This window comes from Allobosea sp. GW821-FHT09G06 (genome assembly GCF_059416005.1).
Genome location: NZ_JBWKOI010000002.1, coordinates 396,658 through 412,210 on the forward strand (window position 1 = coordinate 396,658; position 15,553 = coordinate 412,210).

At 67.8% G+C, this 15,553-nt stretch carries 10 protein-coding genes and 2 riboswitches; of the genes, 2 read left to right on the forward strand and 8 right to left on the reverse strand.

The window, feature by feature from the left end; genetic code table 11:
* Positions 1-2: 2 nt before the first annotated feature.
* Genes AC07NY_RS12010 through AC07NY_RS12030 form a run of 5 tightly spaced genes read right to left on the reverse strand, consistent with a single transcriptional unit; the run spans position 3 to position 5,985 of the window.
* Positions 3-1,214, reverse strand: coding sequence for a glycosyltransferase family 4 protein (locus AC07NY_RS12010; RefSeq protein WP_494584030.1), 1,212 nt, complete (start codon positions 1,212-1,214; stop codon positions 3-5).
* Positions 1,214-2,440: a glycosyltransferase family 4 protein gene (locus AC07NY_RS12015; protein ID WP_494584031.1), complete on the reverse strand. Its 1,227-nt coding sequence runs from the start codon at positions 2,438-2,440 to the stop codon at positions 1,214-1,216. The genes AC07NY_RS12010 and AC07NY_RS12015 overlap by 1 nt, the downstream gene beginning before the upstream one ends.
* Entirely contained in the window at positions 2,437-3,234 is a 798-nt protein-coding gene (locus tag AC07NY_RS12020; protein ID WP_494584671.1) for a polysaccharide deacetylase family protein, read from the reverse strand. The genes AC07NY_RS12015 and AC07NY_RS12020 overlap by 4 nt, the downstream gene beginning before the upstream one ends.
* Positions 3,235-3,247: 13 nt before the next feature.
* Positions 3,248-4,564 (reverse strand): O-antigen ligase family protein, encoded by a 1,317-nt coding sequence (locus AC07NY_RS12025; protein ID WP_494584032.1) that lies wholly within the window; start codon positions 4,562-4,564, stop codon positions 3,248-3,250.
* Positions 4,561-5,985, reverse strand: coding sequence for a GumC family protein (locus tag AC07NY_RS12030; protein WP_494584033.1), 1,425 nt, complete (start codon positions 5,983-5,985; stop codon positions 4,561-4,563). Before AC07NY_RS12030 ends, AC07NY_RS12025 begins: the two co-directional genes overlap by 4 nt.
* A 265-nt stretch (positions 5,986-6,250) precedes the next feature.
* Here AC07NY_RS12030 and AC07NY_RS12035 point away from each other — a divergent pair, with 265 nt between their 5' ends.
* Complete coding sequence (locus AC07NY_RS12035) at positions 6,251-7,513, forward strand: lipopolysaccharide biosynthesis protein (protein WP_494584034.1); 1,263 nt, start codon at positions 6,251-6,253, stop codon at positions 7,511-7,513.
* 3 nt (positions 7,514-7,516) lie between these two features.
* Here the strand turns inward: AC07NY_RS12035 and AC07NY_RS12040 are convergent, their stop codons facing one another.
* On the reverse strand, positions 7,517-8,515 hold the full coding sequence (locus AC07NY_RS12040; protein WP_494584035.1) for a glycosyltransferase family 2 protein: 999 nt from the start codon (positions 8,513-8,515) through the stop codon (positions 7,517-7,519).
* Between the two features lie 10 nt (positions 8,516-8,525).
* Positions 8,526-9,665: a GNAT family N-acetyltransferase gene (locus AC07NY_RS12045; RefSeq protein WP_494584036.1), complete on the reverse strand. Its 1,140-nt coding sequence runs from the start codon at positions 9,663-9,665 to the stop codon at positions 8,526-8,528.
* A gap of 425 nt (positions 9,666-10,090) precedes the next feature.
* Here AC07NY_RS12045 and AC07NY_RS12050 point away from each other — a divergent pair, with 425 nt between their 5' ends.
* The gene (locus tag AC07NY_RS12050) at positions 10,091-12,442 is read left to right on the forward strand and encodes a xanthine dehydrogenase family protein molybdopterin-binding subunit (RefSeq protein ID WP_494584037.1); all 2,352 of its coding nucleotides are present in this window, start codon (positions 10,091-10,093) and stop codon (positions 12,440-12,442) included.
* Between the two features lie 62 nt (positions 12,443-12,504).
* Here AC07NY_RS12050 and metE read toward each other — a convergent pair whose 3' ends face one another.
* The gene (gene metE, locus AC07NY_RS12055; protein ID WP_494584038.1) at positions 12,505-14,853 is read right to left on the reverse strand and encodes a 5-methyltetrahydropteroyltriglutamate--homocysteine S-methyltransferase; all 2,349 of its coding nucleotides are present in this window, start codon (positions 14,851-14,853) and stop codon (positions 12,505-12,507) included.
* Between the two features lie 116 nt (positions 14,854-14,969).
* A riboswitch (cobalamin riboswitch) is annotated at positions 14,970-15,172 on the reverse strand.
* A 152-nt stretch (positions 15,173-15,324) separates the two neighbouring features.
* A riboswitch (cobalamin riboswitch) is annotated at positions 15,325-15,524 on the forward strand.
* Positions 15,525-15,553 lie beyond the last annotated feature (29 nt).

The window sequence follows — 15,553 nt, forward strand, 5'->3', positions numbered from 1 at the left end:
CGTCAGCCTCCGAACTCGACGCGTTTCCTGAAGCCGGCGCCGCCATGACGGACGTTGCCCGGCCGCCAGTCGTGAAGCGCGTTTTCGTAGACATCCATGGTGCGATCGACGATCGCCCCCCAGCCGAAGGAGTCGAGGATGCGGGCCGCGCGCTCTGCGCCATCGGCGGTGTCGGGCGTGTCGAGCTTCCGGCGCATCGCCTCCGCGAGACGGTCCGCGGCGCCCAGCGGGAAATAGCTGCCTTCTCCGAGACCGAGCGCCAGATTGGCGTCGATGTCGCTGGCCAGGCAGGGCACGCCGTAGCTCAGCGCCTCAAGCAGCACCATCGGCATGCCTTCATGGCTCGATGGCAGGACGAACAGGGCGGCGTGCCGGTAGAGCTGGAACAGCGCCTCGCCGCGCTGGAAACCTGCCATCACCACGCCGGGCGTCGCCACGGCGGCGGCCTCGACCGCGCGCTGGTAGCTTCCGGCATGGTCGGCCGCCCCCGCGATGACGAGTTTGAGATCGGGGTCGGCGAGGCGCGCGAAAGCCTCGATCAGGTCGAGATGCCGCTTCTCCTCGACGATCCTGCCGACGCAGAGGATGTAGCGCAGCGGCCTGACCTGGATGCGGTCGAGATAGGCGGTCCCCAGTTCCGCGAGCGGCTTTTCGACACCGTTCGGGATGAAGGTCGCGCTGACGCTGAACTTGCGGCGGACGGCATCGACGATCGCCTTGGACACGCCGATATTCGCATGTGAGAACAGCATGCCCATGGCCTCGCCGGTCCGCAGGATCGACCGGGCGACGGGGCCCCATTTCTGCCGCTCGTAGTCGAAGCCGTGATGCGTCACCACGACATGGAGGCCGAGCAGGCGCGCGAGCGGGGTCAGCAGGGCCGGCCCGATCGCGTGGATATGCACGAGATCGGCATTGTCACGGGCCGCGACGAACAGCCCCAGCATCGTATGCAGCAGCGCCTCGAAGCTGCGCGAGCGCGGCGACCAGACCGGCGTGACGGTGACGCCTTTCCAGACATAGGGTCGCCGGGATGCAAGATAGGGTGCGCGTCCGAGCACCTCGACGCGCCAGCCGCGCTCCGCCAGCCGTGTCGAGATCGCCGCGACATGGGTTTCGACCCCGCCCTGGATGTCGGGGACGCCGCGCAGGCCGACGAAGACGACCTTTCTCTCGGGCAGGGTGGCGGGGAGGGGCGGGACCAGGGTGTACATCAGCAGATCGCCTCGTACAGGTTGAGGGAGCGTTCGCGGTATCGGCCGGGTGAGAACTCGCGCAGGACCCAGTCGCGCCCGGCTGCGCCCATCGCGGTGCGTGCGGAGGGGACCAGGCCCGCGAGGGCGGTGAGGGCGTCGGCGAGGCTCGCGGCATTGCCGGGCTCGATCAGCAGGCCGGTCTCGCCATCGACGACCAGCTCGGGAATGCCGCCGATCCGCGCGCCGATGACAGGGCGCCCGAGCGCATAGGCCTCGAGGATGCTGACCGGGGCGTTCTCGTACCATTCGGAAGGCAGCACGAGCGCAATCGCCTCGCCGATCAGGCGCTGGAGCGCCGGCTTGTCGAGATGGCCGGCGAAGCTCACATCGGCGCCGATCTCCTGGGCCAGCCGGCGCAGGCGTTCCTCTTCCGGGCCGCTGCCGGCCAGCACCAGCTTCTGGTGTGCGAGCGCGACCGCGCGCAGGAGCGTGGCCAGCCCCTTCTCGGGCGCGAGCCGCCCGGCATAGACGAAATAGCCGCCCTCGTCGGTCGCGGGCCTGTACTCGCTGGCATCGATGCAGTTCGGGATATGGACGATGCGGTCCGCGTCCCAGCCCCAGGCGATCAGCTTCTCGCGGTAGAAGCGGCTCGGCGCGATCACGCGGTCGAGCGTGTCGCGATAGAGGCCGAGGCTGCGATGGAGCAGCGTCTCCATCAGCACAAGCCCGCTGACCGCGACGGAATCCTTCACGCAGCGATGGAGCAGGACGTTGTGGATGCGCCCGCCCCGGCAGCGCTCGCAGATGCGGCCGCCGCTGAGCATCTTGTAGGCCGGGCAGGCGATCTTCAGGTCATGCGCGGTCATCACCAGCGGCACGCCCTCGGCCTTCAGCGCACCGAAGATCGAAGGCGAGATGTGGTGGTAGACATTATGGGCATGCGCAACGGTCGGCCGCGCCTGCCCGATCAGGTTGCGGATATTGCGGCGGGCCTCCTGCGAGAAGATCACCTTGGCGGCCTGCCGGGCCTTGGTGAGCGGTCCGCCGGCTGCGCCATATTCGATCTCGGAGACGAAATAGCCGGACCATGGGCTCGGCAGGTTGGCGGGGTGCTGCATCGCGAAGGGAACGACATCCCATCCGGCTGCCGTGAACAGGTCGATATGGTCGAGGAAGACGCTTTCGGCGCCGCCGCGGCGGTAGAAGTAGTTGTTGATGGCCAGGAGCCGGCGCGCGCGCGTCATCGCTCGGCCTCCCGCAGGCCCATGTGGTCGAGCGCGGCATCGACGGTCAGAACCCGGCAGCCGCGTGCGAGCGCGTAACCGACGAGCAGGTGAAAGCTGGGAGCCGTGCAGCCATGGGGCGTGGGCTGCGGCGAGACATCATGCGTGAAGAAGATCAGCCAGCCGGGATCGACGACCAGCGCGTCGATCCAGCGCGGCAGCCCCAGCACATGCTGCTGCGGCTGCCGGATCTCGACTGCGCGCAGGAAGGCCGGGTCCGTCGGGCCGCGATTGATCCCCTCGCCGCCGGCCCGGCAGCTGCGGAAGAGGCGGCCGAGCAGGGCGCGCTTCCCGAGGGAGCCGCTATTGTAGGGATAGGCGAAGTTCCGGCGGGCGGTTCGCGGATCGACGGCGTCGAGATAAGCCGCGTTGCGGGCGAGATCGGCGGACAAGGCGTCGCCGGCGACATGGCGCAGGTCGTGATGGGAAAAGCTGTGGCAGCCGAGCTCGTGGCCGCGTGCCGCGAGGTCCCGGCAGCCGGCGCGGTCGATCAGCGTGCGGCCGGGTTCGACCTGCCCCTCCAGCCCTCCCGAGATGTAGAAGGTGCCACGGACGCCGTTGGCTTCGAGGATCGCCGCTCCGGCGTCGAGGGCGGAAGCCGGCACGTCGTCGAAGGTGAAGGACACGATCGGCTCTCGCGCCGGGACCTGCATGACCTGCCGCGGGACGGCGCGGATCAGCCGGTTCTCCAGGCGGGCGGCATAGTGGTCGAGCAGCGCCGGCAGGCGCGCCGCGTGGCCGGGGGCAGCCGTCATCGTCGCGTCGGGATCACGCATGGGCCGGCTCCAGGCTGCGGGGATGGTTCGCCGGTTCGCGGATCTCGTGTGCGCTGGCCTGGAGGTGCAGGCCGAAGATCGCGACGACCAGCATGAACCAGATCAGGCTGCCCGACTGGAAGAACAGGCTCTCGACGCAGGCCGCGAGGATTCCGTAGAGCCAGATCCGCACGAAGAGGCGGGTCAGCGCCGGGTCGTTGGCTGTCGCCTCCGACCGGCTGATGTCGCGCAGCGGCAGCCAGACGAGAAGGACGAGCGTCAGGGCGAGGCCGGGAAGACCCGTGGTGATCGCCATGTCGAGATAGGCGTTGTGGCCGTTGAAGGCCGCGTGCGCCCAGCCGGCTGCCGCGCCGCCCTTGTGGACCATCGCGTCGGTCTGCCAGAGCAGCTGGAAACCGTGGCCGGTGAGCGGCTTATCCAGAACGGCAGTGGCGCCGATCTTCCAGATGTCGACGCGGTTCGTGAAGGTCGGGTCGATCCCGATCTGGGCGACGAGGCTGCGTAGGACCGGGGACATCGCGCAGCCGATCGTCAGGATGTTGATGGCGGCGATCCCGAGCAGGACCATCGGGATACGCAGGGCGCGCCAGCGCTCGAAGGCCCAGGCGATGGCGAGGATGCCCGGCAGGGCCGCGATCGCCGATTTGCCACCGGTCCGGGCAAGGAATGCTGCCGCCAGCAGCACCATGACGACGCCGACGATGCGACGGCCGGTGCCAAAGAGATAAAGCCCCACGAAGCTGATCATCACCATCGCCGCGGCGGCGACGTTCTTATGGGCGAAATGGCCGCGCCAGAAACCGGCATTCATCGGCTCGCGGATTTCGCCGGGCTGATGGATGGCGAGATGCGGCATCAGCGTGACGCCGAGATAGGCCAGCGCCAGCGCGCCGAGGCAGCAAAGCGTCAGCATGCCCGCGAACTGGCGCTCGGAGCGCGGCAGCAGGAGGAGGATGCTGCCGTTCACGATCGTCAGCACTGCCAGGAAGACGCGCTTCAGTGCCAGGTCGGGCTGCGCCGAGACGGCAGAGACGAGCGCGAACCAGACCAGCATCACGATCAGGATGCCGCGCGGGCGGGCGACGAGGTGGCGGGCGTTCGACCGGAGCACGGTAAGCCACAGCGCCGCCGTCAGGCCGAGATAGACGACCTGGTTGAGCGTGTTCGACTTGGCCGCCGCGGCATCGCCCGTGCCGGCCGCCGAGAGGTCGATGAACGGCGTCAGCGTGACCAGGTAGAACAGCAGCGTCGCCGTGAAGAGCATCGGCGCTGCGAGGCCGGTGGCGCGCGGTTGCGTGTGGTCCATCATGGCGTGGCGCTCCTGCGGATGGCGCGGAGATAGCCGAGCCCCGTGAGCAGGCCCGCCGCGAGCAGCAGGCCGAACATCAGGCCGGCCGCTGCCGCGACGATGGGGCGGGGCGGCCAGTTCGGCCGCGCGGGCGCCGTGGCAGGGGTGATCACGCGCACATCTGTGGCATCGATCTGCTGGCGCTGCGCGGTCTCGCCGGCCCGCGTCAGGAAGGTCTGGTAGAGCGCGGTCCGGGCGCTGGCCTCGCGCTCGAGCTCGCGCAGCTTGACCAGGGCCTGGTCGTCGACAGAGACGCTGCCGCGCAGCGCCTTCGTCTCGCCGTTCAGCGTGTCGAGCGCGCGTCTTGCCTGATCGAGCTCGATACGGGCCGCGCGCCGCAGGCGCTCGGTCTCGGATTTGATCGCCTTGGCCAGCGCATCGGCCTCCGCCAGCACGTTCGTCAGGGAGGGGTGGCGCGGCCCGAGCGTCTTGGAGAGCACGGCGACCTGCCGGCGCAGGCCCGCCTCGTCGGCGAGCAGGCCGGTCAGCGTCGGCGACTGCACGCCGCCGCCCTGCGCCCCTTGCGCCGAGACCGAGCGCGAGACCTCGCTGTTACGCGCCTCCGCCTCGGCCAGCCGCGCCTTGGCGTCGGTCAGCTTGGCGCTCATCCGTTCCAGCGCCTCCGAGCTCAGCGGCTGCTTCGAGAGCCCTTGCTGCAGGCCGTGCGCCCTGCGGAAGGCTTCGACCCGGTCTTCGGCTTCGGTCGCGGCGGCCTTGATCTCGCCGAGCCGGGAGGAAAGGCCCTGAGCCGCCCGGCCGACGCGCTCGGCATCGGCCCGCACAATCTCGGCGCGGAAGGTTTCGGCGATGGCATTGGCGAGCCGGGCCGAGAGGTCCGCGCTGCTCGCCCAGGCCGAGACGGAGACGACATAGGAGCGCTCCTGCCGGGCGACCGCGATGCGCCGGGCGATGGTGCGGGCGAGCTCGGCCGTATCGGTAGGCTGTTCGGCGGACCGCAGAAAGCTCGGCAGCCACGGGCTGGGCGCGAATTCAGGATCGTTCCGGAGGTCCAAATCCTCGACGACACGTCGCAGAACATTGCCGGACGAGATCATCCGCATCTTGCTCTCGACATCCAGGATCTGGCTGTCGCTCTGGATATTGGTCGCGTAGAGATCGTTGGGCGCGATCAGCAGGTTGGAGGGCGCGATCGTCAGCTCTGTCGTCGCGGTGAAGCGCGGCGTCACGAGCTGGCCGGCACCAAGGGCCGCGACAGCACCGCCGAGAGCCGCCACGACCAGCCACGGCCAGCCGCCCATGAGCCATCCCAGCACCCGCGTGGGGCTGATCGCATGGGCCGGCGGGAGAGCCTTGCCGACGGCATGTCGGTAGGGGACATCGTTCCCGCCCGGCATCGGGCTGGTTTCGGTCGTGACGTACATGGCGATCTGCGTCAGTGAGCGTGGGGGGCGGCTTCGTGCCGTGCCGGCGTCGGCCCGGGCGGCGCGTCGGAGGCTGGATGAAGGCTGGCGGCGGCAATCTTGAGCATCTGTCACCCGGACTGGCGTTACTCGCGAAATATCGTCTTCAGATTGAAGTAATCCTTCTAGGGTAGAAAAATACAACCTTAGGTAGTGTTTTCAATTAAACGTTAACCTTAACTTGTGGGTGGCGCAGAGGATGCCGGGATCGACTGGAGGCGGGAGGTTGCGGCGCGTTCTTCCGGGTCTCGTTCGCTATCTCATGTCGAGCGGCTCGCTGGCTTCGGCGGCGCTTTCGCAGCTCGTGACCTTCGCCATTCTGGCGCGTGCGCTCGGGCCGAGCGAGTTCGGGCTGTTCGTGCAGGTCTCGGCCGTCACCGCCATTGCGGTGCAGCTTTGCGGCCTCGGTGCCTCTGATAGCCTGCTGCGCGGGGTTTCGCGTGAGCCGGGGCGTTATGCGGGCCTGCTCGGCCACAACCTCCTGCTGATCGCCTTCACCGGGATTGCCCTCGTCATCGTTGGCGTTGCCGGGCTATCGGCGTGGCTGCGGATCGGCTCGGGTCCCTCCGTCGACGCAGCCACGCTGGCGCTGCTGTTGTTCGGCAATGTCGTCGTGGTCAGGGTGATCCTGCTCGTCGAGACCGTCTTCCTCGGTCTCGGCCGGTTTCACGACGCCAACCGCGCCGTGATCGGTTTCGCCTTGGCGCGTATGGCCACGGCGGCGTTGGCCTGCCTGGTCTTCGGGGTCTCGAGCCTGTCCGAATGGGCGCTCTGGCAATGTGCGGGGAATTTGCTTTACGCGCTCGCCGGTGCGGCCTGGCTCCGGCCTCTGGGCCGGCCGCGCTTCGCGATCCTGCGCGAGGAGCTGAAGCCCGGCATCCTGTTCAGCTCGCAATTCGTGATGCGGGCGGTCCGCTCGAATGTCGACCTGCTGGTCATCGGCCTGTTCGCCCCGCTCGCGACGGTCGGCAGCTATGGCGTCGCCCGCCGGGTCGTGGATTCCGGCTACCTCGCGATCGACGCCCTGAACCGGCTGCTTTATCCACGCCTGGCACGCGAGAGCCGCGGCGGCCTGCATCGCGCATTGCCCTTGGCGAGGCGGGCGCTCGTCGCGGCACTGGCGCTCGGCGCCGTCACCGGCCTCGCGCTCTTCCTGCTGGCGCCGGCGCTTCCCGCCCTGTTCGGACGGCAATATCAGGAGCTGTCGTTTTTCGTGCGCTGCCTCGCGGGTACCATCGTTCTCGTCGGTGCCTGGGCCGCCGCGATCGACCTTCTCGGCGCGTCCGGGCGCCAGGATGCGCGGGCCTGGGTCCTGAACGGCGCGAACCTTCTGGGCAGCGTCCTTATCGCCGTCGCGACCTGGCTTGCCGCCCCGGCCGGCACCTTCATCGCGCTCTATCTGATCGAGGGCGCGATCGTCGTGATCGCCTGGTGGGTGCTGCTGCGGCTCGCGCGGCGCAGCCTTTCGCAGCAGGACGCGGCAGCTTGAACGCTACGGCGTGTCCTTGACGATCCGGCTCTCGATCCAGGCGTCGGGAGCCTTGCGCGCCTGAAGGAAACCCAGCGGCAGGGCGGCGGCGTGGAAGAACCAGGCGACGACCGCGTAAAACCCGAGGGACAGGCTGCGCTGGCGCAGGCTCATCGCGCCGACGACACCAGTGAGGAGCGCGGCATCGACGGCAAGGCCAGCCAGGAGGCTCGGCATCGCGAAGGGCAGCACGATCATTACGGCGAGCAGGGCATAGACGCCGGCCCAGAGTTTCAGCTCCGGCAGCTCCCGGACGAGCTGGCGCCAGCGCGGCTGGCCGAGCGCTCCGCGCAGCAATTCCCCGATCCCGCGCAGATAGCCGGATTTCCAGCGCCGCACGAGCAGCGCGTAGGCATTGAGCGCGTGGCCGAAATGGTGGACGAAGCGGCGGTCGAGCCGGTGCAGCGTCCAGCCATGGCTCCGCAAGCGCACGCCGAGGTCGAATTCCTCGTAGCCGTGCAGGTTGCGGTCGGAGAGATAGCCGGCTTGCTCGATCGCTTCGCGTCGGTAGAGCCCGCCGCCATTCATGCGGTCGATCGCGCCCGTGCGGTTCTCCGGCGAGGCGCGGCGTCCGCGCCGGACATATTCGAGGCTCGTGTCGTTCATCTCCTCGACATGGCCGGTCACGCCGGCCGCACGCGGATGGTTGGCGAGGAAGGCGAGCGCCTCGGGCAGGAAGCCGGGATCGAGCAGCATGTCGCCATCCATCAGGCAGATGAAGGGCGCGCGGCTGTACTGGAAGCCGAGCTGGGGGCCGATGCCACAGCTCGGAGCCGTCGTCGCCGCGAGCTGGACGACCCGGATCGGATAGCTTGCCGCTATGGCAAGCGTACGATCCCGCGAGCCGCCATCGGCCACGATGATCTCGCCGCCGATCCCCTCGAGCGCAGCCTGGACGCTTTCGATCGCGGCGCCGATCCGCGCCTCCTCGTTCAGCGCCTTGAGGATGACCGAGACCGTCATCGCATCCGCCTCACTGGAAATCGGTGAGGAGCCGGCTCCAGTCCTCGCCGGCGAGGCCACCGACATAGACATCGCCGCGCGCCAGCGCTTCGTTGATCTCGGGGATGCGCGTCAGCGCGACGGTGAAGGCCCGGTGCCGGAAGACGACCCAGCGCTGCAGCGACAACCCGGCCATCAGCGCAGGCTGCGCCCGCCCGCGCGCCTCGACATGGCCGGTCTCGTCGAGATGGCGGAACATCGCGTCGAGCACGGCGATCTCCTGCCCCGGCAGCGCCAGGACGTTGAGCACATGCGCGGTCCGCCCGGGCGCCGCGTAATAGACGAAGCAGCCGATGATCATGTGGTTGCGGTCGAGGACGGAGCGGATCGTGAAGGCGCCGAGCTTCGTGTTTTGCGCGGCCAGCGACACCAGCCAGGACAGCTCCTCCTCCGTCCAGAGCGGCCGCACCGCGTAGTGGGCGATCAGTCGCGGCGCCTGGACGAGGAACGTTGCAACCGGCATCTCGGCGACGCGCGTCGTCCCTGACCCCTGCGCATCTGGCTGCGGCAACAGCCGGCGCAGCAGGCTGTCGAGCGGGTGGGCGAGAACCGGCAGGCTGGGAAACCTGCCCCGTAGGAAGCGCGCGTCGAAGCGCCCAGCGAGGGCGCCGAACGGACGGAAGCTGCGGGCCCATTCGAGATTCTGCAAGGTGATCGGCTTGCCGCCGATGGCGAGGAGATGGTTGCAGCTCGTCGGCGAGGCGCTGTCGCAGAAGGCGAAATCGGCCCGTCTCGGCCGCAGGGCGAGAATGAGCTGCGCCGCGCCCGCCGCCTCCCGGTCGGCATCGGTCATGAACACGCCGAGCAGCCGCCCGGGCACGATGTTGCCGCAGGCGACGAAGCGCATCGGCACGGCCAGAAGCGCGCTGCGGATGCGCCCGTCCCGCTGCTCGTAGACCTGGGTGCCCAGGCTCTCGTGATAGGACGGGGAGGCGAGCAGCAGCGTGCGCAGGTAGTTCTGCAGGTCTGCGCCGGCAGGCTTGTCGGCATCCCTGAAGATCTTCAGGAACAGCCGGGCGACCGCCGGGATGTCGGATGGCCTGGCGGGCCTCACCGCTCCACGTTGCGCAGGCCGTGCCTCGGCGAGCGTCTCTTCCTGCATCTGCAGCATCGGGGCGCATCCTCGCTGGGCGGATCGCGGGGGCGGATTCGAGGCACCGGTCACGGGTTGGGCATGGTCATCCACGTCGTCACGGCCGGCATCCGCTCCCGAGGTCGCTGCAACCGGCGCCGGCGACGCGAGTTATCACGTCGATACAACTTATACGTTCAAATTGTATGGAATGAGTAAAGAAAAGATAGGCTCTATGGTGAATCGCGGATCGTCCGGCCGCCAAGAGCCGGTGCCGCGGGCTTCCCTACGTTCAATGGAGCTATGCCAACGAAACAGGCGCCAATGCGCCCGGGGATGCCTATGATCGCCGGCAGCTGAGCGCGACTCTGAAAACCGGGGCGCGCCCGCGAAAGGTCGAAGCGCTTCCTGCCGATCCGCTCGGGATCACCGCTCCGGCCTTCACTCGACTGTGGTGCCTTGCGATGAACATGCATGTTTCCAAGCCAGATCGCCTCGCAGGACGCGCCGGCATCGGTCAGTCGCTTCCCCGCAAGGAGGACGCGACCCTCGTACGCGGCGAGGGACGCTACACCGACGATCTGTCGCTGGACGGCCAGCTCTATGCCGCTTTCGTTCGCAGCCCGCATGCGCATGGCATCATCCGTGGCATCGATACCGCCGACGCGAAGGCGATGAAGGGCGTCGTCGCGATCTACACGGCCGGGGACCTCGAAGGGCAGGGCTATGGCGCGCTGAAATGCGTGGTGGACCTGCCGAACCGCGATGGAACCGCGATGAGGAAGCCGGTCCGGCACGCGCTGACGGCGGACAAGGTGCGCTTCGTCGGTGACCCCGTCGCCATGGTCGTCGCCCGGACAGTGCAGCAGGCGCGCGATGCCGCCGAGGCGGTGTCGCTCGATATCGACATCCTGCCCGCTGTCACCTCCGCTGAGGCGGCGCTCGCCCCCGATGCGCCCCAGCTCTTCGAGGACGTGCCCGGCAATCTCATCCTCGACTATCATTTCGGGGATGCCGGCAAGGTCGCGGCGGCTTTTGCCGGGGCGGCCCATGTCGCGAAGGTGCGGATCGTCAACAACCGCATCATCGTGAACCCGATCGAGCCGCGCGCGGCGATCGGAACCTATGACCGCAAGACGAAGCGCTACACGCTCCATGCGCCGAGCCAGGGTGCCTTCGGCATGCGCAACAATCTCGCGGCCGCGATGGGCGTGCCGCAGGAGAAGATGCACCTCATCACCGGCCATGTCGGCGGCTCCTTCGGCATGAAGTCGGCCGTGTTTCCGGAATATGTCGTGCTGCTCCATGCCGCGCGCCTTCTGAAGAAGCCGGTGAAATGGGCCGACCAGCGCTCCGAGAGCTTCGTCTCCGACCATCATGGCCGCGACATGGTGTTCGAGGCGGAGCTCGCCCTCGATGCAAGTGGCCGCTTCCTCGCGACGCGCTTCACCGGCTTCGGCAATATGGGCGGTTATCTCTCCCAGCCCGGCCCGCTGATGGCGACGCTGAACATCGGCAAGAACAGCGTCGGCATGTACCGCACGCCGCTGGTCGAGGTGCAGACGCGCTGCGCCGTCACCAACACCGTCCCGATCGCGGCCTATCGCGGGGCCGGTCGCCCCGAGGGCAACTATTTCATGGAGCGGCTGATCGACACCGCCGCCCGCGAGATGGGGATCGACCGGGCCGTCATCCGCCGCCGCAACCTGATCGCGCCAGCCCAGCTACCGTGGAAGACCCCGATCGGGACGGTCTATGACAGCGGCGATTTCCCGGCCCTCTTTGCCCGCGCGCTGGAGGCGGCCGACTGGAAGGGTTACCGGGCGCGCGAGCGCGCCAGCCGCAAGGCCGGCAAGCTGCGCGGCCGCGGCATCGGCTGCTATCTCGAGGTCACCGCCCCGCCCAGCAACGAGATGGGCGGCATCCATTTCGAGGCGGACGGAACGGTCACCATCGTCACCGGCACGCTCGATTACGGGCAGGGCCACTGGACGCCCTTCGCGCAGGTCCTGACCAGCCAGCTCGGCGTGCCCTTCGACAAGATCAAGCTCGTGCAGGGCGACAGCGATCGCCTGATCGCGGGCGGTGGCACCGGCGGTTCGAAATCGATCATGGCGAGCGGCTCGGCGATCATCGAGGCGAGCGAGCGCGTCATCGAGAAGGGCAAGTTGCTCAGCGCCCATTTCCTCGAGGCCGCCGCCGCCGATATCGAGTTCACCGACGGACGCTTCGCTATCGCCGGAACCGACCGCTCGATCGGCATCATGGAACTCGCCCGCAAGCTGCAGGCGGGTGCGTCGCTGCCGGATGACCTGCCGCGGACGCTCGATGTCGATCACGTCTTCAAGGCCGCTCCTTCAGCCTATCCCAATGGCTGCCACATCGCCGAGGTCGAGATCGATCCCGATACCGGCCATGTCGAGATCGCGAGCTATGTCATGGTCAATGATTTCGGGGTGCTGGTGAACCCGATGATCGTCGAGGGGCAGCTCCATGGCGGCGTCGTGCAAGGCATCGGCCAGGCGCTCTGCGAGATGACCTCCTATGACGAGAACGGCCAGCTCCTGACCGGCTCCTATATGGACTATGCGATGCCGCGTGCCGCGGATGTGCCCTTCTTCACCTTCATCAGCGAAGGCGTGCCGACTCGCACCAACCCGGTCGGCGCCAAGGGCTGCGGCGAAGCTGGCTGCGCCGGCTCGCTGCCCTCGGTCATGAACGCGATCGTCGATGCCCTCTCGCCCCATGGCGTGCGCCATATCGACATGCCGGCGACGCCATTGGCGATCTGGAAGGCCATTCACGCGAAGGCCTGACATGGTCGCCGGGTTTGGATCGCAGGCGCGGCGTCACCGTCGCGCCTGCTGTGCTTCATTCGTCAGTGCGCGGCCGCGCGGATTTCCCGTGCCGCCTCGACCATGTTGACGAGTGCGGGGCGGACCTCCTCCCACTTCCGGGTCTTCAGGCCGCAATCCGGATTGATCCAGAGCTGGTCGTCCTTCAGCCGCTGGCGTGCGAGCTTCAGGAGTTCGGTCATCTCGGCGACATCCGGCACGCGCGGCGAGTGGATGTCGTAGACGCCCGGGCCGATCTCGTTCGGGTACTTGTAGCCGACGAAGGCGTCGAGCAGCTCCATCTTCGAGCGCGAGGTCTCGATCGAGATCACGTCGGCATCCATCGCCGCGATGGCGTCGATGATCTGGTTGAACTCCGAGTAGCACATATGGGTATGGACCTGCGTTTCGTCGGCGACGCCCGACGCGCAGATGCGGAAGCTCTCCACCGCCCAGCCGAGGTAGTGCTTCCAGTCGCTCTTGCGGAGTGGCAGACCCTCGCGCAACGCCGCCTCGTCGATCTGGATCATCGCCGCACCGGCCTTCTCCAGGTCGAGCACCTCGTCGCGGATCGCCAGCGCGATCTGCTTCGACGCCTCGCTGCGCGGCAGGTCGTCGCGCACGAAGGACCAGTTCAGGATCGTGACCGGGCCGGTCAGCATCGCCTTCATCGGCCGCTGCGTCAGCGACTGGGCATAGCGCCACCACTCGACCGTCATCGGCTTCGGCCGCGAAACGTCGCCGAACAGGATCGGCGGACGCACGCAGCGCGAGCCGTAGCTCTGCACCCAGCCGCCGCGCGTGAAGGCGAAGCCGGCGAGCTGCTCGCCGAAATACTGCACCATGTCGTTGCGCTCGAACTCGCCATGGACGAGCACGTCGAGGCCGATCTCCTCCTGCCAGCGCACGGCGCGAGCGGTCTCCTCGCGCAGGAACTGCTCGTATTCGGCATGGCCGAGCTGACCCTTGTCATGGGCGGCGCGGGCCTTGCGGACCTCCGGCGTCTGCGGGAAGGAACCGATCGTGGTTGTCGGGAAGGCGGGCAGGTTGAAGCGGGCGCGCTGGAGCTTGGCGCGGTCCGCGAAACCGCTCTTGCGGCGAGCGAAGGCCTCCGTGACCGCAGCCATGCGCGCTGCGACGGCCTTGTCGTTGACCTTCGGCGAGGCCCTGCGTGCGGCCGCTGCCGTGGTCGAGGCGGCCAGCCTGTCCTTGACGGTGCCGCGCCCGCCGCCAAGCGAGCGGCCGAGCGTGGAGAGTTCGCCCATCTTCTGTACGGCGAAGGCAAGCCAGTTCTTCACCTCCGGATCGAGACTGGTTTCGAGTTCCAGATCGATCGGGCAGTGCAGCATGGAGCAGGACGGTGCGACCTGGACATGGTCGGTGCCGCGCCTGGCCGCGACCGGCTCGATCTTTGCGAGGACCGCCTCCAGATCGGTCTTCCAGATGTTGCGGCCGTCGACCACGCCGAGCGAGAGCACCAGGCCTTGCGGCGCTTTAGCCAGAACCGCATCGAGCTGCTCGGGCGCGCGGACGAGATCGAGATGCAGGCCTGCGACCGGCAGGGATACCGCCGTGTCGAGATTGTCGCCCAGTGCTCCGAAATAGGTGGTGAGCATCACCTTGAGCTGCGGCAGGGCGTGCGCGATCGTCGCATAGGTCCGATGCAGCGCGGTGCGGGCGGCCTCATCGAGATCGAGCACGAGGCAGGGCTCGTCGATCTGCACCCATTCCGCGCCATTCGCCGAGAGACGGCGCAGCACATCGACATAGACCGGCAGCAATTCGCCCAGCAGCGACAGCGGATCGAAGGACGTGTCCTTGGACTTGCCGAGCTTCAGGAACGTCACCGGGCCGAGCAGGACAGGACGCGTCTCGTAGCCGAGCGCCTTTGCCTCGCGATACTCCTCCACCGGCTTCAGCGAGGCGAGCTCGAAGCTCTGCCCCGGTGCGAACTCCGGCACCATGTAGTGGTAGTTGGTGTCGAACCACTTGGTCATTTCCTGCGCCGGGACGCCATGGGCATGATCGTGGTTGTGATGGGCATGGCCGCAGGACGTATGCGGCTCGGCTTCGCCCTGCGAGCCGCGAGCCATGGCGAAATAGGTGCCAAGCGGCACCGGCCCACCCTTCCAGCCATAGATGTCCGGGATCGCACCGACCATGACGCTGGTGTCGAGCACCTGGTCGTAGAAGGAGAAGTCGTTCGACGGGATCACGCTGATCCCTTGCGCCTTCTGGCGCGCCCAATTGGCCGCGCGCAGGCCCGCAGCGGCCTCGACGAGCGATCTTTCGTCGGATTTTCCGGCCCAGAAGCTTTCGAGCGCGGTCTTGAGTTCGCGGCGCGGACCGATGCGCGGCGTGCCGAGTGCAGCGACAGGTACTGATTGAGACATAGGCTTAACCCCGACTAGTTGGGGGCAAAGGCCAAAGCGGACGCGGGACGAGGACCGTCCGGACGCAAGAATCCGGGCGGGGCCGCCAAGCGCACCACCGGGACACCCCGCCCGAGGACGTTCATGTTGTCGGGGCAGGTCTCCTGGCTCGCGGGTCGTCGCTCTTGCCCGTCTTCCCAAGGCCTCGCGGCCTCAGTGACATGGGTGGGCAGAAAGCTCGCCGCTGACAGTTGCGGGGGCAGCGCCGGTCTCTCACCGGCTTCCCTCTTAGCTCCGATACGGCAAGCCGCACCGAAGAACCTCGACGCCGCATCATGGGCCGCCATTCGCGGGTCGTCAACAAGAGATATAAAGACATATTTATGTCTTCATGTCGGGCATGCGCTCGGGCGTTGCCGCCGAGATGTCCTCGCTTTCCACATGCGGTTGAGGAAGAGCATACGACCGATTGACATCGGAGCGGAGAGTAACGCTAGATGTAGTTGTCGATGGTCTCTCGAATCGCAAGATCGAGAGCTAAGAGGGAAGCCGGTGAGAGACCGGCGCTGCCCCCGCAACTGTCAGCGGTAAGTTCTTAGTCCAGCGTTGTCACTGAGGCTGCAAGGCCTTGGGAAGACGGACGAGAGCGGTGACCCGCGAGCCAGGAGACCTGCCGCGACCTTTGTTTACGTCCTCGGGCGGGGTGTCCCGGTGGTGCGCT